Genomic DNA, 19,087 nt, shown 5'->3' with positions numbered 1-19,087 from the left:
CATGAACCCGATTGACAGGGTCTTTCCGCAGGGGCGTCTGCTCTGGATTGATGCGGCCCGCGGCTCAGCTCTCTTCGGCATGGTCGTCACCCATGTCTACCGTCTCAATACTGACGACTTCGAACCGACCTGGGCCGTGATGTTCGCCGGTCGTTCAAGCGCCCTGTTTGCTGTTCTGGCCGGGTTTTCGCTCGTTCTGGCCTCACAGTCACGATCACTGTCCACCCCGGGCAAAGCCATCGCAGCCGCGGTTGTTCGCGGGGTCATCATCTTCACGGTAGGTCTGTTGCTCGGCACCATCAGCACTCGCCTGGCAATCATTCTGACCGTCTACGGTTTCCTGTTCATCGCAGCCTCTGTCCTGCTGCCCCTGCGCGGGCGCACGCTGGCAGCACTGGCTGCCGTGTGGCTTGTGGCTTCCCCCTTCGCCTCCCACGCCATCCGTGCGCATTGGCAGCTCGAACAGGACCTCGCGGTCCCAAGCCTCTATTCGCTTTTCGATCCGGTGGGCCTTCTGCAGTCAATTGTCCTCACCGGCTACTATCCGGCGCTGCAGTGGATGAGCTACATCCTCGTGGGCATGGCCTTAGCGCACGTCCGCTGGTCACGGCAGTCCGCGATAACAGCGACAGCCGCGGGCTTGGGAGCAGCCGTCATGGCTCCAGCCGTCTCGAGCCTGCTGATGGTGTGGCACGGCTGGGAGGTGCTTTCGGCTTCGGCAGCCGAGAAACCGGGCCTTCTCGAACAGGCCACGCTCTACGGCAACTGGGGAACCGTCCCCACCGACACCCCGTGGTGGCTAGCAGTAAGCGGACCGCACACCGGCACTCCCCTGGACCTCATCGGCACAGCGGGGGCAGCGGCGGCGGCCATCGGCGTGTTCTGCCTGCTGTTCATCAGCTTCCCCGTGGCCGCCGCGCGGCTGCTGCTGCCGCTGCACGCACCGGGCTCAATGACACTCACCGTATATTCGCTGCACGTCGTTCTGCTTGAACTGACGAAGGGCATGGACCCCACCGCGGAGTACGCCGTCCACGCGGTCGTGCTCATCGGCATTGCCGTGGTGTGGAAGGCTGTCATCTCACGGCGCGGACCGCTGGAGGCAGCTGCATCCGCGGCTGTGCGTCTGACGGTGCGCTGAAGTCGAATAATGCGGGACCGCCTGAGCTGAGACTGGCTGCGGTCAGATTTCAGGCAGCCGCCGTAGTCAGCCGCGGGTGGTTCGCTCCATGCTGATGGCTTTGCGCATGGTGCTGCGGGCGCGCCGACGATCCCCCGCCGCGTCATAGGCCATCGACAGGCGGAACCACGAGCGCCAGTCGTCGGGGGCTTCTTCTGCTTCGCGGGCGAAGAGTTCAAACTGCTCGTCAGCGGCTTCGCGAACAATCCGCCCGCCCGGGGTGCGGGGAAGATCGTCGGGCGGCAGACCGCCTTCCGCGGCAAGCTGCCTGCCCAGGCGCTCAATGCGAGCACCGAAGAGGAGCTCGACGATGAGTGCCCACGCGCCGATGATCGGCAGCGCGAGCAGTGCCACGGCAAGCACCTTCGCGACGATGCTGGGTTCACGCAGCATGATGGCGCCTCGCTGCACCATGAAGATGAGGTAGAGGGCCAGCAGCGCCGAAATGACTGTCGCCCCGATCTTCGCCTTGGACATCAGAGGTACTTTTCGAGCCCCACCGTCAGACCGGGGTGCTGCTCAACCTTTCTGACAGCCGTGATGATTCCCGGCATAAAGGCCTCGGTCGAGTGCGAATCGGTGCGGATGGTCAGCGCTTCATGTGCCGAGCCGAAGTGGATCTCCTCTGAGGCGTTCATCCCCAGCTGGCGGACGGCGTGAACATGAATGCCGTCGACCACGGCCCCACGGGCACCGTGAGGGTCTTCTTCGGTTGCATCGGGAACGTCCGGCAGGCCTGCATCGCTGCGCACCGCGGCAATCCGCTGGGCTGTTGAGACTGCTGTGCCGGAGGGGGCATCGAGTTTCCGCGTGTGGTGTATTTCGATGACCTCCGCGGATTCGAAATAGGGCGCGGCAAGTTCAGCGAACTGCATGGCCAAGACCGCACCGATTGAAAAGTTCGGGGCGATGAGAACACCGACGTCCGGATGCTGCTGCGCAAGCTCTGCCAGGCGCTGCAGACGTTCCTCACTCCACCCGGTCGTGCCGACAACACAGTGAATGCCGCGGCTGACCAGAAAGTGAACATTGTCCTCCGTTGATTTGGGCACGGTGAGTTCAACAGCGACTTCAGCCCCGGCTTCCACGACGGACGAAAGATCGTCTTCACGGCCGATCGTCGCCACCAACTCCATGCCGTCGGCTGCCTTCACTGCTTCGACGGCGTGCGAGCCCATACGTCCTGACGCTCCGATGACTGCGACTTTGACTGCCACGTGATTCCTTTCTGTTGGTCAGACCCATTTTGTCATCCCACCGCGGTGTTAATATCAAAGACCATGCAGGCTCCCCTCGGATTCGACAGCGCAGAATACATCCGCCAACAGTCAGCACACATTGCCCAGCGACGCCGGGACATCGGCGGCAAGCTCTACCTCGAAATGGGCGGCAAGCTCTTCGACGACCATCACGCCTCACGGGTTCTGCCGGGCTTCACCCCGAACAACAAACTGGCCATGCTTGCCGAACTGAAAGACGAACTCGAAATCCTCGTCTGTGTCAGCGCCCGCGATCTGGACCGCCACAAAATGCGCGCTGATTTGGGAATCAGCTACGAGGACGACGTTCTCCGCCTGATCGACGCCTTCCGCGAAGAGGGCTTCACCGTGGACAACATCGTCATGACGCAGCTGGACGAAGGCAACCTCAAAGCCCGCGAATTCATCACCAAGCTCGAACGGCTGGGGCTCACCGTTGCCCGACACGTGACCATTCCCGGATACCCGAGCAACACCTCGCTCATCATGAGCGAAGACGGCTTCGGCCAAAACGACTGGGTCGAAACCACCCGGGACCTCATCGTCGTCACCGGCCCCGGCCCGGGATCGGGCAAGCTCGCCACGTGCCTGTCGCAGCTCTACCTCGACAGCCGCCGCGGCATCACCTCCGGCTACGCGAAGTTCGAAACTTTTCCCATCTGGAACCTTCCCCTGGACCACCCGGTCAATCTCGCCTACGAGGCCGCGACGGCTGATCTCGACGACATCAACGTCATCGATGCCTACCACCTGCGCGCCCACGGCAGGGAAGCTACGAGCTACAACCGCGATATTGAAGTGTTCCCGCTGCTGAAAGCCACCCTCGAAGAGCTCTACGGGGAATCTCCCTACCAGTCCCCCACCGACATGGGCGTCAACATGGCGGGCATGTGCATCAGCGATGACGACATCGTCCGCCAGGCCGCCGAGCAGGAGATCATCCGCCGCTACTTCACCGCACTCGCCGACGAGCGCCGAGAAAACCTCGACGACACCGTTTCTGAGCGGATTGCCGTGATCATGCGCAAAGCACACATCACTGAGGCGGACCGGCCGATCATCGGCATTGCCCAGAACCTCGAAGCATCAACCGGTCAGCCCGCATCGGCCATGCAGCTGCACGACGGCACGATCATCACCGGCAAAACCTCCGAACTGCTGGGGTGTTCCGCGGCGATGCTGCTCAACGCTCTGAAGCACCTGGCGGGCATCGACGCGGACGTCCACCTGCTGCAGCCGGAGAACATTGAGCCCATACAGACGCTCAAGACCCAGCATTTGGGCAGCCGCAACCCCCGTCTGCACATGGACGAAGTCCTCATTGCGCTGTCTGCCTCGGCAACGGCTGACCACCACGCCGCCGCTGCGCTGGATAGGCTCAAAGAGCTGCGCAGCTGCGATGTGCACACAACAACTCTGCTCGGCTCGGTCGACCAAGAGGTGTTCCGCAATCTGCAGATGCGCGTGACCTCAGACCCCAAATACCAGCGAAAGTCCCTCTACCACAAGCGCTGAATCTGAGCGGGCTGGCGCAGCGGCAGTGCAGCCGCCGTGCCCAGCACACGAGACGGACAGACACAGAAAAGGCGGGGAACAGTGAGACTGTTCCCCGCCTTCTGTGCGTGGAGCTATCAGCCCAGCAGGAGGCCTTCGCCCTGCTTGCGTGCGCGCTCGAAGCGAGCCTGTACGTCTTCCCAGTTCACAACGTTCCACCAGGCCTTGACGTAGTCGGCCTTGACATTCTTGTAGTCGAGGTAGAAAGCGTGCTCCCACATGTCCAGCTGCAGCAGCGGGACGTAGCCCATCTGCACATTGCCCTGCTGGTCATACAGCTGCTCGATGGTGAGAGCCTGGCCCAGCAGGTCCCAACCGAGAACAGCCCAGCCGGAGCCCTGGATGCTGGTGGCAACAGCTTCGAAGTGACCGCGGAACTTGTCGAAATCGCCGAAGGCGTCATCGAGAGCCGAAGCGAGTTCGCCGGTCGGCTTGTCGCCGCCGTCCGGGGACATGTTGTTCCAGAAGATGGAGTGGTTGACGTGGCCGCCGAGGTTGAAGGAGAGGTCCTTCGATGCCTTGGCAGCGGCTGCGAAGTCGCCCTTGTCGCGTGCTTCGGCCTGCTTCTCAAGTGCAGTGTTCGCACCGTTGACGTAGGTCTGGTGGTGCTTGCTGTGGTGCAGCTCCATGATCTGTGCCGAAATGTGCGGCTCCAGAGCTGCGTAGTCGTAGGAAAGATCGGGAAGTTCGTACTTGACGGTCATGTCTTCCTCCTAAGAAGTCAACGAGCGACGTCTGTCGCTATCGCTTTCGAGCCTATCGAAGCTCGTCACCTGCTACAACGGCGCCTGTCCGGCCCGTTATTCCATATGCACCGGACGCGCCGACGGTTTTGACTTGCCGAACTGCGGATTGTTGACCAGATACTCGGCTGTGGGCGAATGTTCGTCCATGACGAACAGGCGGGGTGCTTGTGCTTCGCGCGCCTCGGCCAAACCTGCCGCCAACTGCGAGGCGTCGGTGACTTTCTGCGCTTGCATACCCAGCGCGTTCGCCAGGGCAACGAAGTCCGGCCTGCCCAGCGCAACGGCTGTCGGCGCATCACCGCGTTCGAGCATTTCGCGGGCGATTTCGCCATAGCCGCCATTGTCGATGATGATGAACGACACTGCCAGCCGGTGCTCCACCGCTGCCATGAGCTCCTGGATTGTGAACATCGCCCCGCCGTCGCCTGCAACCGCGATGACCTCGTCACTCGGACGGCCGAACTTGGCGCCGATGCCGGCCGGCAGGCTATAGCCCAGAGTTCCGCCGCCGGCCGGGTACAGATAGCGGTCACCTTCACGCAGTCGGACACCCAGCTGCAGGCCGTAATAGCAGGACATCGACGAATCACCCACCAAAGTCAGCGAACCGTCAATCGCCTGCCGGTGAATGTTGAGTGCTTCAGTCAGGGCCTTAAACGGCTTGTGCCACTCAGAGCGTTCAGCTTCGATTTCCTGTGCCAGCGGTTGCGACCACAGCTCGCCTTCCGCACGCTGTCCGGTGAGCCTGTCGACAAGACCGGCCACAGCATCCTCGGCACGGGCCAGAAGCTGATGTGACGGCGCGGCGTTGGTGATCATGGCGCGCTGGTCGATGTCGATGCGCACAACGGTTGCCGGCAGCCGCATGCCGGGGTCCCAGAATTCACTCGGAGCGAGCTCCGTGCCCACCGCGATGAGCGCATCCGCTTCTCCCAGCAACGTGTGGAAGGCTGCCAGGCCGCCGACGGCGCCGATCCGGTTGGGCGATTCGAGAACTCCCATGCCCGCGGTAGTCTCCACAATTGGAGCGCCCAGCGCTTCCGCCAGCTGCGCGGTTGCCCGACCGGCACCTCGTGAACCTCCCCCTGCGATCAGCAGCGGCTTCTTTGCGGCTTCAAGTGACGCGGCAGCAGAGTCCAGGGCAGCTTCGTCCAGCGGCAGCCGCACATCTGCGGACACCGGCTGCACGGGTGTGTGCGGCCCGTCCTCCTCGATGACATCCAGTGGGATTTCCAAGTAGACGGGCTTGTTCCGGCCCGTGGTCATCGTCGCAAACGCATAAGCGACCGCCTGTGGGATTTCGCCGGGCGATGTCACACGCACCGACGATTCCACAATCGAATCGAAAACACCCGACTGCGAGCGGACCTCGTGCAGCAGGCCATTGCCCAGACCGGGGTGGCGCACGGGAACACCCGGGCTGATCAACAGCACCGGAACCGAATCCGAGTGCGCCTGCAGCATGGCTGCCGCAGCGTTGAGCGCAGCTGGTCCGGTGGTTGTGATGAGCACAGACGGCTTGCCTGAAACCCGTGCCGAACCATCGGCCGCATAGCCGCCGCCCTGTTCGTGCCGAGGCGTGATGACGCGTATTCCCTCACTGTGCAGGCCCGCGAAGATCTCAAGGTTGTGCGTGCCGGGAATGCCGTATACCTGTTCAATGCCGTGTGCTTTGAGGGCCGCGGCAAGCTGGCGTCCGCCGGTGGTGTTCATCGTCGTCCTTTCGCTCAGTGGCATCGAGTGCGCAGAAGCTGTTGATGGGGAAGGGTGTTCGAAGTATCAGAAGTCGAGGTCGTCACGCGGACCGACCGTCGCCAGGGCCCACTCGCTGCTGAAAAGACGCGCGGCGAGTTCCCGCACGTCCTCCGGGGTCACCGAGCGGGTCCGCCCGACGATTTCGTCAGTCGTCAGCAGCGGCTGTCCGGTCAGCTCACTGCGGCCCAAACGGTTCATCCGAACCGCCGAACTCTCCATGGCGAGCACAGCCGAAGCCGCGCTGGCAGAGGCGGTGTCTGCCACCTCGGCAGGGGTCGGCCCGTTTTCGGCCAGTTCGGCGCATTCCGCTCGGATCAGCCGCAGGACCTCTGGGGCATCTTCCGGGGCACAGCCGGCGTAGATGCCGAAGTCACCGATATCGCTGAACTGGGAGCCCGCGCAGTGCACCGAATAGGCAAGGCCGCGCTCTTCGCGGATGCTCTGAAACAGCCGCGAGGACATTCCCCCTCCCAAAAGCATCTGCAGAACCGCAAGAGTGAAGCGGTCCGGGTGGCCCAGGTGCAGGCCCTCAACCCCTGCCAGCAGCACCTGCTGTTCGGTCGGCTTGACCAAGGCGCTGCGATCGGCGTGGAAGACAGGTGCCGGTTCGCCTGCGTGCACAGCTGCCGAGGTGCCGCCCACCGGGGCGGGCAGATGCTCCGCTGCCCGCCGGCACGCCTGCACAACTGCTTCGTGTTCTGCTCCTCCGGCGGCGGCAATGACAATGCGCGGACCGGTGTAGGCGTGCGCGTAGTGTTCGACGAGTTCGCGTTGGTCCAGCTGTTCGATCCGCTGTTTCGTGGCTCCCACGGGCCGGCCGAGGCCGGAACCGCGGTAGATGATCGAATCGTAGTGTTCGTAGAGCACATCGACCGGATCATCAGCCGCCATTGCCAGTTCATCGATGATGACTTTGCGCTCGCGTTCGAACTCCACTGGGTCCAGAAGCGAATTGAACACCATGTCGCAGAGCACTTCAGCTGCACGGTCGAGGTCGTCGATGAGACAGCGAGAATAGTAGGCGGTGTACTCCTTTGCGGTCACCGCATTGGCTTCCCCGCCGAGCCTGTCGAATTCCCGCGCTATGTCCCTTGCCGTGCGCTGTCGGGTTCCCTTGAACAGCATGTGCTCGAGGAAGTGAGTGGAACCGGCAGTACGTTCTGTTTCGCTGCGCGAACCCGAACCGACCCAGATGCCGATGGTCTCCGAGCCCAGGCCCGGCATCGTCTCCGTAATGACGCGAATACCAGACGGGAGGGCAGTGCGGGCAACCGCACTGTCCTCCCGGTGAAGAGGTTCAGTCAAGACCGGAGTCAGTCTTCGTCGGAGGACTGTTCTTCGTCGATGACCGGTACCAGCGACAGCTTGCCGCGGTCGTCGATCTTCGAGATCTCAACCTGGATGGGCTGGCCGACGCCGATGACGTCTTCGACATCGTCAACGCGCTTGCCGCCGTTGAGCTTACGCAGCTCAGAGATGTGCAGCAGACCGTCCTTGCCGGGGCTCAGCGACACAAAAGCACCGAAGCTCATGAGCTTCACAACGGTGCCCAGGTAGCGTTCGCCGACTTCCGGAACCTGCGGGTTGGCGATCGCGTTGATGGCATCGCGAGCAGCTTCGGCCGACGGGCCGTCGGTCGAGCCGATCAGGACGGTGCCGTCGTCTTCGACCGAGATCTCCGCGCCGGTGTCTTCCTGAATCTGGTTGATCATCTTGCCCTTGGGGCCGATGACCTCGCCGATCTTGTCAACAGGGATGACAACCGAGAGGATGCGCGGAGCAGTGGGCGCCATTTCCGCGGCGGGACCGTCGATGGCCTCGTGCATGACTTCGAGGATGGCGTGGCGGGCTTCCTTTGCCTGCTTCAGGGCGGCACCCAGCACGGAGGCCGGCAGGCCGTCGAGCTTGGTGTCCAGCTGGATTGCAGTGATGAAGTCTTCCGTTCCCGCGACCTTGAAGTCCATGTCGCCGAAAGCGTCTTCGGCACCGAGGATGTCGGTCAGCGCAGCGTAGGCGCGCTGCGGTCCGGATTCGGTTTCGATGATGTCCGAGACAAGGCCCATGGCGATGCCCGCTACGGGTGCGCGCAGCGGCACACCGGCGGCCTGCAGCGACAGGGTCGAAGCACACACGGACCCCATCGAAGTCGAACCGTTCGAACCGAGGGCCTCCGACACCTGGCGGATGGCATACGGGAACTCTTCACGGCTGGGCAGAACGGGAACGAGGGCACGCTCAGCGAGAGCACCGTGGCCGATTTCGCGGCGCTTGGGACTTCCCACACGACCGGTTTCACCCGTCGAGTAGGGCGGGAAGTTGTAGTGGTGCATGTAGCGCTTGGAGGTTTCCGGCGCCAGCGAATCGATCTGCTGCTCCATCTTGAGCATGTTGAGGGTCGAAACGCCGAGAATCTGGGTTTCGCCGCGCTCAAACAGGGCCGAGCCGTGAACGCGGGGCAGAACGTCGACATTGGCCGACAGCGGACGGATGTCCTTCAGGCCGCGTCCGTCGATGCGCACCTGTTCGGTGAGGATGCGCTGGCGGATGATGTCCTTCGTGATGGCGTTGAGGGCACCGGCGATTTCAGCTTCGCGGCCTTCGAACTTCTCACCCAGCTGCTCGTAGAGTTCGTCCAGCAGAGCGTCAGCGGCGGCTTCGCGCTCCTGCTTGTCGCCGATCTGGAAGTTCTTTGCCTGCTTGTCGTAGGCGGCTTCTTTCACGGCTTCGTAGACATCGTCTTCATAGGATTTGAAGATGGGGAACTCAGCGACCGGCTTGGCAGCCTTCTCGGCGAGTTCTTCCTGTGCGCGAACCAGTTCGCGGATGAAGGGCTTAGCGGCTTCCAGGCCGCCGGCTACGACTTCTTCCGTGGGCTTCTGGCCGCCTGCCTTGATGAGGTCCCACGCCTGGTCGCCGGCTTCGGCTTCGACCATCATGATGGCCACGTCGCCGTCGACGACCCGACCGGCAACCGCCATGTTGAAGACAGCGTCTTTCAGCTGGGAGTGGTTGGGGAATGCAACCCACTGGTCTTCGATGAGTGCGATGCGCACACCGCCGATGGGGCCGGAGAACGGCAGTCCGCCCAGCTGGGTGGACATCGAGGCGGCGTTGATGGCCAGCGTGTCGTAGATGTGGTCGGGGTTGATCGACATGACCGTGACGACCACCTGGACTTCATTGCGCAGGCCCTTGACGAAGGACGGGCGCAGCGGACGGTCGATCAGGCGGCACGTGAGGATCGCGTCGGTGGTGGGGCGTCCTTCGCGGCGGAAGAACGAACCGGGGATCTTGCCGGCTGCGTACTGGCGCTCTTCGACGTCGACGGTCAGCGGGAAGAAGTCAAAGCCTTCGCGCGGGTTCTTGCTGGCGGTCGTGGTCGACAGCAGCATGGTGTCGTCGTCGAGGTAGGCAACGGCCGAACCGTTGGCCTGCTGGGCCAGGCGACCCGTTTCGAAGCGCACGGTGTGCGATCCGAAGCGCCCGTTGTCAATGTGGGCAACTGAAGAATAAGGGTGAATACCCAAAAGAGTCTCCGTTCATAGGGGATGACTTGAAGTGTCCCCGCACCCGGTGCTCGATCGAAGCCCACGCACACTCTCAGTTGCGGAGGCCACTGTCGATCACCGGCAGCATGCGGGCTTGGACACTGTTTAGTGTATCAAGCACACCAGCCCGCCTGCGGGATGCAGGCGGGCTGGCGGTTGAAGATCAGATGATCAGCGGCGAAGACCGAGCTTCGCGATGAGCGTACGGTAGCGCTCGATGTCGGTTTCAGCGAGGTACTTGAGCATACGACGGCGCTGACCGACCAGCAGGAGCAGACCGCGACGCGAGTGGTGGTCGTGCTTGTGCTCCTTGAAGTGTTCGGTGAGGTCTTTGATGCGGCGGCTCATGACGGCGATCTGAACTTCCGGGGAACCGGTGTCGCCTTCGTGGGTCGCGTATTCCTTGATGATTTCCTGCTTAACGGACTTGTCAAGTGCCATGCGGTTCTCCTTCAGAAATCGCTGCGCGGCGCACTCGCCTGGTGCGAATGCCCTATCAGACCGCGGCCGGCAAAACGGCGGAGTCCACCTTAACACGTTCGCTCCCCTCTGCGATAATCGAGCCATGGACACCACGAACGTAGAATCCTTCAGCCTCGATCACACCGCCGTCGCCGCACCTTATGTGCGCGTTGCCGACCGCTCGGAGTTTCCCGGCGGAGTCGAACTCATCAAATACGACGTCCGATTCTGCCAGCCCAACAGGGAACACCTGGACATGGCGACGATTCACTCGATTGAGCACATGACGGCCCACCACATGCGCAATCACACCGACGCGCTCGTTGACTTCTCCCCCATGGGCTGCCAGACCGGCTTCTACGCGCTGACCAACGGCCTCGAACCGGATGCGTTCCTTCCCATCCTCGAAAAGGCGTTCGACGACCTCCTCGAAGCCGATTCGGTGCCGGCTGCAAATGAAAAGCAGTGCGGTTGGGCAGCCAGCCATTCTCTTGACGGCGCTAAGACCGCAGTGCGGGACTTCCTCGCCAAGCGCAGCGATTGGGACCGGGTGTTTGCCTGATGATCTCACGCCAGTCGCCGAACGATGCTTTTGTCATTCAGGTGGCCATGGACCAAGAGGCCGCACCTTTTTTGGCTGCGGCAGAATCCCACGAGCATCTGCGCACGCAGGGCCCAGCAGATTTTCAGCTGCTGGGCTTTGACTTCGGAACGGCCGTGCTCGTTCGCAGCGGCATCGGCCTTGCAAATGCGGCGACCGCGACGACCCAGGCCGCCATGCTCTACCGACCCAGCGCTGTTCTTTCAGCCGGTTCGGCAGGCGGGGTCGGAGAAGACACTTCTGTGGGCGATGTCGTGGTGGCCGACAGCGTTCGCTTCCACGATTCTGATGCGACGGCTTTCGGCTACGCACCCGGCCAGGTGCCGAATATGCCGACCGACTATCCGGCAGATGCCCGCCTGCTGACCGCGGCTCGGCAGTGGGCTGACGGCAAAGGCCATGTGAAATTCGGCGAAGCCCTATCCGGCGCGTCGTTCATCACGGAAGCCAATATCGGCCATATGCGCACCACGTTCCCCGCAGCACTGAGCACGGACATGGAAACAGCTGCCATAGCGCAGACGGCCCACACCTTCGGCATTCCCTTTGCCGGGGTGCGGGCGGTTTCTGATCTGTGCGGACCCAAGGCCGGCCAGGACTTTTCTCTCAGCCTCGACGAGGCTGCCCGCATATCAGCCCAAGCGACTCTCGGCCTGCTGCGGGCATTCAATTCCCAGCGCTGTACAGATATCGCGGACGTCTAGGGCAATCTGCTCGATCAGCTGATCCAGACCGCTGAAGACAACCTGGCCGCGAATGCGATGGGTGAATTCGACTTCGGCCTCTTCGCCGTAGACATCCAAGTCTGCGAAGTCCACGCCGATAATGTGCGCTTCTACCCGCCGGTCATCACCGTAGAACGTGGGGTTCGATCCCACAGATATTGCCGTGGGCATGCGCTCGCCGCCGTTGAAGCGAGTCCAGCCCGCATAGACCCCGTCTGCGGGAATCATGCCGTCGACCAAACCCAGGTTGGCCGTGGGAAAGCCGAGTTCGCGCCCGCGGGCATTGCCGTGGACGACCGTTCCCGTCACCGAATGCGGCTCACCCAGGATGCCGGCTGCAGCTTCGACATCGCCTGCGTCGATGAGCGCGCGGATCTCCGTCGAGGAGTACCGCCCACCGTCATCGCCGAGGTCGTCAAGGCCGATGACGGTGTCGATTCCGCACTGTCTTCCGTAGGTGCGCAGTGTTTCGAGGTCGCCCGAGTTTCCTTGGCCGAAGCGCACGTCGCTGCCGACGACAACAGCGCTGGCGTGCAGCTGCCCGACCAGATAGTCGCGGATGAACTCCTCTGGGCTCGCCTGCGCGAAGTCGAGCGTATAGTGCTGGACGAGAACCGCATCAACGCCGGTTTCGGCAATCTTCTCAAGCTTCTCGTGCAGTCCCATAATGAGCTTCGGAGCGTGTTCGGGACTGTGCACGGCCGCTGGGTGCGGATCGAAAGTCAGCACGACGGAGGGAACGTCAAGTCGTTCAGCCGCGGCGGCCAGTTCGCCCAGCACCAACCGGTGGCCTCGGTGAACACCGTCGAAATTGCCGATCGTCACGGCATTAGCCGTCTGCAGGCGCTTGGGCCCGGCAGCAAATTCTGCTGTCGACCGGAAAATCTCCACGACGCTCCTTTCTTTGGGACGGGCTAAGCCTAGCGCACGAGAAAGCGGGCTGTTTCACCCAGCACACCGGCCACCGCCAGCGATGCCAGGCTGCCGATGATGAACCGCTCCCCGGCGGCGCGGGATGCACGCAGTTCGGGAAAGCGCCCGAGCCCCTTGAGCGCGACGATAACGGCGAGAATCTCGGGCTGGCCCAGCGCAATGGCGACTGCCGCAGTGAACCTTTCAAGCAGGCCAATCCACAGTCCCCCTCGCAGCAGGCCCGGAGAGTCAATAGCCGGTGTGTCCTGCAGTGTCGGCTCTTCCCTGATGTCCAGGCCCGGCTGCTCCCGCCTGCTTGCTGCAGCCCGCAGAATGAGCGATGTCACCGGCCAGCCGATAAGCGACGCGGCAACACCCGCAGCCAAAGCGGCGAGCAGTTCACACATCACAGCGTCCGTCCTCTCGATCGAGAAGCACCTCCAGCTGCGTCATCCCCTCGTCGATCGCCGCAGCCTTTGAAGCTCGCAGAGAGTCGGATACAGCCTGCTGCGAAATCTGCAGCTGTGCGGCGACTTGCCTCTGAGTGTGGTTTCGAGCCAAGCGCAGAACAGACCACTGCCTTTCACTGGCCCTCTCGATCCAATGGCCGGTCAAGCAGGCAAGCGTCTGCGCCGGCTCCACAGTGCCATTCGGTGAGCACACGGCGATTTCCTGCCAGCGGTTCTTAGCGATTTCAACTGCATCACGTGCAGCGATGAAAGCGCTGCCCCTGGAAGCTGAAGGTCGATCAGCAAGCTGCGCGGCGCCGATGCCGATCCCGACAGACCAGCGACCGCTGCGAAGAATGATCTCCAAGGCGGCCAGTACGTCCGCTCCACTGGCGAACACACCCTGGACCTCGTCGCCCACTGTCCGCTCAAAGGGCAAAGCAGCCGCACAGTCCGCAGCGGCCGTAAGCAGCTGCGGAACACGGTCTGCTTCAGTGCGAGAGCTGCGCTGGTCGGCGTTGATGACGAACATACCTACAGTATTGCAATAGGGAGCTGAACGCACAAGCGAAATAACTTGTTTATGTATTTACAAGCTGTTAGCGCTTGTACTCATCGAGAGATGCTGTGCCCACCGCAATCTTCCAGAGGCCCTGCCGAGGCTCGACAATTCCCACAAGTCTCCCGTCAGCGACCGCCGCGCACCTCTCCACAGACGAATCAGCCCCCGCAATCGGCAGAAAGCGCCCCTGCAGCAGGCCCCGGGCCGCTGCCGCATCAATCGTCACCGCGGGCATAAGTGCAGACGCACCCGAACCGAGGTCAATCAGCTGCGGCGGAGGCACCTCGTCAACCCGGTCGCGGTCCGGCAGGCGATGAGCGTCCTCAACAGAGAAAGGGCCGATCCGCGTCCGGCGCAACGCTGTCAGGTGACCGTAGACGCCAAGGTCCTCGCCGATATCGCGGGCCAAAGCGCGAACATAGGTTCCCGTGGAGCAGTCCACGGAAACATCAACGTCAATGTGCGACTCACTTCGCCGGACATCGTGAATATCAAAGCGCGAAACCGTCACAGAGCGGGCTTTGAGTTCGACCTCTTCGCCGGCTCGCACAAGCTCATAGGCTTTCCTGCCCGCAATCTTCACAGCCGAAACGGCCGACGGCACCTGCTGAACAGACCCGGTCTGCCTGGCAACTGCTTCCTTGACGTCTGCCTCAGTCACTGCAGCCAGAACTGCGGGGTCCGCGAAGCGGTCGGGTGAAGAATCGGCATCGTCGCTGGGCGTCGAAGAGCCCAAGCGCACAGTCGCGGTATACGCTTTGTCAGCCCCGACAACATAGGTCAGCAGTTTGGTCCCCTGCCCCAAGCCCAGCACGAGAAGGCCCGTGGCCATCGGATCAAGAGTTCCGGCGTGGCCTACCTTGCGGGTGCCATACCAGCGACGAGTGCGCGCAACCGCGTCGTGGCTGGTGATCCCTCCGGGCTTGTCAATCAGCAGAAGGCCGGTGGGACCAGAAGCGGGTTTCGTCACTTCACCGAAACGTGAACGTGGTCGAAGTGGTTCGCGGTCGCTCCGCCCCGGTCTTCCATCTGCTTCCAGCCGCGGCCGGGCATCCAGATGCGCTGCTCCCAGATGATGTACTTGACGTTGAGCTTTGAGGAGTTCTTGATGAGGTAGTCGGAAATGGCGTCACCGGTCGAACCGGTGATCATAATGTCAACGGCGTTACCGGAGTTGTGGTCCGAACCGGGGTCATTGCGGCGACCGCCGTAGGACTTCACCTGCGGGAACTCGGCGCAGACAGCACGGTAGACGGAAATCGCGTTGGGAGTGAGTCCACCCTCAATCGACGAGGACACGGAGCACTTCTCGCCGGACACGCTGCCCGAAGCCGCAGCGGAACCACCGGATGAGGCTTTGCCGGAGGAACCCTTGCTGCCGGAGGATGCACTGCTCGAGGTTTCGCGGTTGGAGCCCGCGGGCTCGTCAGAACTCTCCTGGACCGGTTCGGCAATGGAGACCGCGCCGGGCCCTACGTCCTTGTCGGCGTCCTTGGGAGCCTCGGCAGAAACGGTCTCGGCTTCCGGCGCTAGCTTCGACGCAAACGCGGCCGGATTGTCTTCGCCGGAGCCCTTGGAAGTCATAACGGCCGCGGATGTTGCAATTGCGGCGCTGGCTGCAACAGGGACGGCGATGGCCGAGAGCACTGGCCGGCGGTTGATCTTGCTGAGAATTCCGGCGGACGTCAGGGGCTCTGCGTCATGACGGGCCGATCGACGGCCGGGCTTGGAGGGGCGAAGCGCTCCGAAAAGATCAGCGACGTCAGCGAAAGCGCTCTTCTTAGGTGCCGAGTGTTTACCCACTGATGTTTCCAATCCTTTATCAACGTTACCGAAGCTTTATAAAAGCATAGGGGGCGGCTTTGCACAATGCAAAGCCGCCCCCTACGAGTTTCGTCACACTCGGTCAGCCGTCGAAATCGAATTCGTCTTTCGGCTGGCGTTCCCTGGGCTTGCGGTAGGGGTCTTCGTCTCCCGCCGGAACAGCGCCCTTCGATGCGGCAGCGATTTCAGCATCGCGAGCCTGGGCTTTCGCCAGGAGATTTTCAATGTCCTCGGCGGCCTGCGGAACCGCGTCGGCAGTGAACTCGAGAGTCGGGGTCAGGCGAATGCCCAGCCCCTTGCCCACTGCCGAGCGGATAAGACCGCGTGCTGATTCCAGCGCCGCCTGCGTTGATGCCAGCTGCTCGTCGTCCCCGAAGACGGTGTAGAACACGGTTGCATTCTGCAGGTCACCGGTTACGCGGACGTCCGTAATCGTGATGAAGCCCAACCGCGGATCCTTCACCCGGGTTTCGAGAGTTTCAGCCACGATGACTTTGATCCGGTCGGCAATCTTGCGGGCGCGTGTGGGATCACTCATGTCAGAGGCTCCTTATTCCAGTCTCAGTCGCGGGGCTTTTCCTGCATCTCGAAGGCTTCGAGGATGTCACCTTCGCGGATGTCATTGAACTTGCCCAAACCGATACCGCATTCGTAGCCCTCGCGGACTTCCGTGACGTCATCCTTGAAGCGGCGCAGCGATTCGACGGAGAGGTTGTCGCCGATGACGACACCGTCGCGGGTCAGACGAACCTTTGCGTTGCGCTTGATGGAGCCGTCGCGAATGATCGAACCGGCGATGTTGCCGAACTTCGAGGAGCGGAACACTTCGCGGATCTCGGCAGAACCGATGTGCACCTCTTCGTATTCCGGCTTGAGCATGCCCTTGAGTGCTGCTTCGATGTCATCGATCGCGTCGTAGATCACCGAGTAGTAGCGAACGTCAACGCCTTCGGCATCTGCGAGGTCGCGAGCGTTGGCTTCGGGGCGGACATTGAAGCCGATGACGATTGCGTTGTCGACCGTTGCGAGGTTGATGTCGTTTTCGGTGATTGCACCGACACCGCGGTGGATGATTCGCAGGCCGACTTCATCGCCGTCGCCGACCTCGATGTTCATCAGCGAGTCTTCGAGAGCTTCGACAGCACCCGACACATCACCCTTGAGGATGAGGTTGAGCATGTCGATCTTGCCCTCTTCGATCGCCTTCGTGAAGTCTTCGAGGCTGATGCGCTTGCGGCTGCGCGCAGCTGCCGCGTTGCGCTCAAGAGCGTCGCGCTTCTCAGCGATCTGACGCGCCGTGCGGTCATCGCCGACGACCATGAACGAATCGCCTGCCCGCGGCACGCTCGACAGACCGAGCACCTGCACGGGACGCGACGGACCGGCTTCTTCTACCGTGTTGCCGTTTTCATCGAACATGGCCCGAACGCGGCCGTGGCTGGATCCGCAGACGATCGCATCGCCCTGGCGCAGGGTTCCGGAGTCGACGAGCACAGTTGCAACAGCACCGCGACCGCGGTCGAGCTTCGCTTCGATGGCGACACCGCGTGCTTCCCGGTCCGGGTTGGCCTGCAGGTCCAAGGCGGCGTCGGTGGTCAGCAGCACGGATTCGAGCAGTTCGTCGATCCCGGTGCCCTGCTTGGCCGAGATCTTCACGAACATGGTGTCACCGCCGTACTCTTCGGCAATGAGGTTGTACTCGGTCAGCTGCTGCATGACCTTGTCCGGGTTGGCCTCGGGCTTGTCGACCTTGTTGACCGCCACGACAATCGGCACACCGGCTGACTGCGCGTGGTTGAGCGCTTCGATGGTCTGCGGCATAACGCCGTCGTCGGCGGCCACAACGAGGACCGCGACGTCGGTGGCCTTCGCACCGCGGGCACGCATAGCCGTGAAGGCTTCGTGGCCCGGGGTGTCGAGGAAAGTCATCTTGCGCTCTTCGCCTTCGTGTTCGACCGTAACCTGGTAGGCGCCGATGTGCTGGGTGATGCCGCCGGACTCACGGTCAATGACGTTCGTCTTGCGGATCGCATCCAGCGTGCGCGTCTTACCGTGATCGACGTGACCCATGACGGTGACCACCGGCGGGCGAGGCTGCAGGAGGTCGTCGTCTTCGTCTTCAGCCTCTTCTGCTTCGAGGTCATAGCCGAAGCTTTCGAGCAGTTCGCGGTCTTCGTCTTCGGGCGAGACGATTTCGATCCTGTAGCCGAGCTCTTCGCCCAGCACCTTGAAGGTGTCTTCATCCAGCGACTGCGTGATAGTCGCCATCTCACCCAGGTGGAACAGAATCGTCACCAGGTTTGTGGGATCGGTTTCGATGCGCTCGGCGAAGTCCGCCAACGACGCACCGCGGCGCAGACGCAGCGGGGTGGAGCCGTCACCGCGGGGAACCTTGACGCCGCCGACTGACGGCGCCTGCATTTCCTCCATTTCCTGACGCTTAGCCCTCTTGGACTTGCGCCGGCGACCGGAGGGGCCACCGCGTCCGAAAGCACCCTGTGTTCCACCGCGGCCGGGACCGCGACGGCCTCCGCCGGGACGACCGCCGCCGCGCGGAGGACCGCCCGGACGACCAGCACCGGGTGCACCGGGACCGCCGGGGCCTCCGGGACCGCCCTGCCCGCCGCGGCCGCGACCGGGTGCGGGCTGGTTGAGCGCTGAGTTTTTGAGCATCGCCGGGTTGGGGCGAGGAGCACCGGGACGAGGACCGGGGCGACCGCCGCCGGGCTTCGGTCCGGGCTTGCCGCCCTGCCCGCCGGGACGCTGGTCGCCCTTCGGCATTCCCTGCTTGGGAGCGAAGGGGTTGTTGCCGGGGCGTGAGCCACCGGGGCGCGGGCCAGGGCGGGGACCCCCCGGACGAGGACCGGGCGTGGGCATGCCCTGCTTGGGAGCGAAGGGGTTGTTGCCGGGGCGTGAGCCACCGGGCCGAGGTGCTGCCGGACGAGGTGCCGGGGCTTCTTCGCTCTTTGCCGCCGACTTGGAACCGGGCTTCGCTGTGGGCTTGGGGGTTGGTTTGGGGGCCGCTGGCTTCTTGGCAGCCGGGGCCGACGGCTTCGGTGCGGCGGGCTTGGGAGCTGCCGACTTGGGTGCGGGTTTGGGGGCAGCCGGTTTCGCGGCGGTCGACTTCGCTGCCGGCTTCTCAGCGGCCGTCGATTCAGCAGTTGTCGCCTTTGCTGGGGTCGGCTTGGCTGCCGGCTTTTTGCCTGCCGTCGATTTTGTGCTGGCCGACTTCGCGGCGGGCTTCTTCGCCGCCGGTTTCTCAGCAGCCGACGCTGCGTCGGCTGCGGGCTTGTCTGCACCGTCAAAGGCCTCGCGGACCTTGCGCACGACGGGAGCTTCCAGGGTTGACGATGCCGATGTTACGAACTCGCCCATTTCCTGAAGCTTCGCAAGCACTTCTTTGCTTGTCGTTCCCAGCTCTTTTGCAAGCTGGTGAACACGGGGCTTAGCCACTTTTCTCCTGTCCGGGTCCCCTCCAGACAGGAGAGAACCTCATCGAGTCGGAACAGT

The 19,087-nt window shown here is 62.9% G+C and carries 18 protein-coding genes; 4 read left to right on the top strand and 14 right to left on the bottom strand.

Annotated features, from left to right (window positions below):
• Position 1: 1 nt before the first annotated feature.
• The gene (locus GC119_RS08620) at positions 2-1,141 is read left to right on the top strand and encodes a heparan-alpha-glucosaminide N-acetyltransferase domain-containing protein (protein ID WP_070777172.1); all 1,140 of its coding nucleotides are present in this window, start codon (positions 2-4) and stop codon (positions 1,139-1,141) included.
• Between the two features lie 66 nt (positions 1,142-1,207).
• On the opposite strand, the gene GC119_RS08615 is transcribed toward GC119_RS08620, so the two are convergent.
• Together GC119_RS08615 and dapB are read right to left on the bottom strand one after the other, a co-directional pair.
• On the bottom strand, positions 1,208-1,657 hold the full coding sequence (locus GC119_RS08615; RefSeq protein WP_151952918.1) for a hypothetical protein: 450 nt from the start codon (positions 1,655-1,657) through the stop codon (positions 1,208-1,210).
• Positions 1,657-2,397, bottom strand: coding sequence for a 4-hydroxy-tetrahydrodipicolinate reductase (dapB, locus tag GC119_RS08610; protein WP_151952917.1), 741 nt, complete (start codon positions 2,395-2,397; stop codon positions 1,657-1,659). The genes GC119_RS08615 and dapB overlap by 1 nt, the downstream gene beginning before the upstream one ends.
• 63 nt (positions 2,398-2,460) lie before the next feature.
• Here dapB and GC119_RS08605 point away from each other — a divergent pair, with 63 nt between their 5' ends.
• Positions 2,461-3,954 carry a DUF1846 domain-containing protein gene (locus GC119_RS08605; RefSeq protein WP_070574320.1) on the top strand — a complete coding sequence of 498 codons (1,494 nt, stop codon included), beginning with the start codon at positions 2,461-2,463 and terminating at the stop codon, positions 3,952-3,954.
• 116 nt (positions 3,955-4,070) lie between these two features.
• Here GC119_RS08605 and GC119_RS08600 read toward each other — a convergent pair whose 3' ends face one another.
• The 5 genes from GC119_RS08600 to rpsO form a co-directional block, all read right to left on the bottom strand.
• Entirely contained in the window at positions 4,071-4,697 is a 627-nt protein-coding gene (locus GC119_RS08600) for a superoxide dismutase (RefSeq protein ID WP_070574318.1), read from the bottom strand.
• 96 nt (positions 4,698-4,793) lie between these two features.
• Entirely contained in the window at positions 4,794-6,452 is a 1,659-nt protein-coding gene (locus tag GC119_RS08595; protein WP_193215643.1) for a thiamine pyrophosphate-binding protein, read from the bottom strand.
• A 66-nt stretch (positions 6,453-6,518) separates the two neighbouring features.
• Positions 6,519-7,799 (bottom strand): M16 family metallopeptidase, encoded by a 1,281-nt coding sequence (locus GC119_RS08590; RefSeq protein WP_151952915.1) that lies wholly within the window; start codon positions 7,797-7,799, stop codon positions 6,519-6,521.
• 8 nt (positions 7,800-7,807) lie between these two features.
• Positions 7,808-10,021, bottom strand: coding sequence for a polyribonucleotide nucleotidyltransferase (locus GC119_RS08585; protein WP_151952914.1), 2,214 nt, complete (start codon positions 10,019-10,021; stop codon positions 7,808-7,810).
• 192 nt (positions 10,022-10,213) lie between these two features.
• On the bottom strand, positions 10,214-10,483 hold the full coding sequence (gene rpsO, locus GC119_RS08580) for a 30S ribosomal protein S15 (protein ID WP_070777147.1): 270 nt from the start codon (positions 10,481-10,483) through the stop codon (positions 10,214-10,216).
• Between the two features lie 124 nt (positions 10,484-10,607).
• Here rpsO and GC119_RS08575 point away from each other — a divergent pair, with 124 nt between their 5' ends.
• Together GC119_RS08575 and mtnN are read left to right on the top strand one after the other, a co-directional pair.
• Entirely contained in the window at positions 10,608-11,066 is a 459-nt protein-coding gene (locus GC119_RS08575) for an S-ribosylhomocysteine lyase (RefSeq protein WP_070574308.1), read from the top strand.
• Positions 11,066-11,809, top strand: a complete 744-nt coding sequence (mtnN, locus tag GC119_RS08570) for a 5'-methylthioadenosine/S-adenosylhomocysteine nucleosidase (RefSeq protein WP_070574306.1) — start codon at positions 11,066-11,068, stop codon at positions 11,807-11,809. Before GC119_RS08575 ends, mtnN begins: the two co-directional genes overlap by 1 nt.
• On the opposite strand, the gene GC119_RS08565 is transcribed toward mtnN, so the two are convergent.
• From GC119_RS08565 to infB, 7 genes are all read right to left on the bottom strand, one after another.
• Positions 11,738-12,721: a bifunctional riboflavin kinase/FAD synthetase gene (locus GC119_RS08565; RefSeq protein WP_370919388.1), complete on the bottom strand. Its 984-nt coding sequence runs from the start codon at positions 12,719-12,721 to the stop codon at positions 11,738-11,740. The genes mtnN and GC119_RS08565 overlap by 72 nt on opposite strands.
• 29 nt (positions 12,722-12,750) lie before the next feature.
• Complete coding sequence (locus GC119_RS08560) at positions 12,751-13,149, bottom strand: hypothetical protein (protein WP_151952913.1); 399 nt, start codon at positions 13,147-13,149, stop codon at positions 12,751-12,753.
• Positions 13,142-13,723, bottom strand: a complete 582-nt coding sequence (locus tag GC119_RS08555; RefSeq protein WP_070574303.1) for a hypothetical protein — start codon at positions 13,721-13,723, stop codon at positions 13,142-13,144. Before GC119_RS08555 ends, GC119_RS08560 begins: the two co-directional genes overlap by 8 nt.
• Before the next feature lie 67 nt (positions 13,724-13,790).
• Entirely contained in the window at positions 13,791-14,723 is a 933-nt protein-coding gene (gene truB, locus GC119_RS08550) for a tRNA pseudouridine(55) synthase TruB (protein ID WP_151952912.1), read from the bottom strand.
• Entirely contained in the window at positions 14,720-15,556 is an 837-nt protein-coding gene (locus GC119_RS08545) for a ligand-binding protein SH3 (RefSeq protein WP_151952911.1), read from the bottom strand. Before GC119_RS08545 ends, truB begins: the two co-directional genes overlap by 4 nt.
• A 103-nt stretch (positions 15,557-15,659) precedes the next feature.
• Entirely contained in the window at positions 15,660-16,115 is a 456-nt protein-coding gene (rbfA, locus tag GC119_RS08540; protein WP_070574297.1) for a 30S ribosome-binding factor RbfA, read from the bottom strand.
• 23 nt (positions 16,116-16,138) lie between these two features.
• Positions 16,139-19,030 (bottom strand): translation initiation factor IF-2, encoded by a 2,892-nt coding sequence (gene infB / locus GC119_RS08535; protein WP_151952910.1) that lies wholly within the window; start codon positions 19,028-19,030, stop codon positions 16,139-16,141.
• Positions 19,031-19,087 lie beyond the last annotated feature (57 nt).

Source organism: Brevibacterium sp. Marseille-P9724, assembly GCF_902500275.1.
Classification (GTDB): domain Bacteria; phylum Actinomycetota; class Actinomycetes; order Actinomycetales; family Brevibacteriaceae; genus Brevibacterium.
This window is presented reverse-complemented; position numbering and strand designations above follow the sequence as displayed.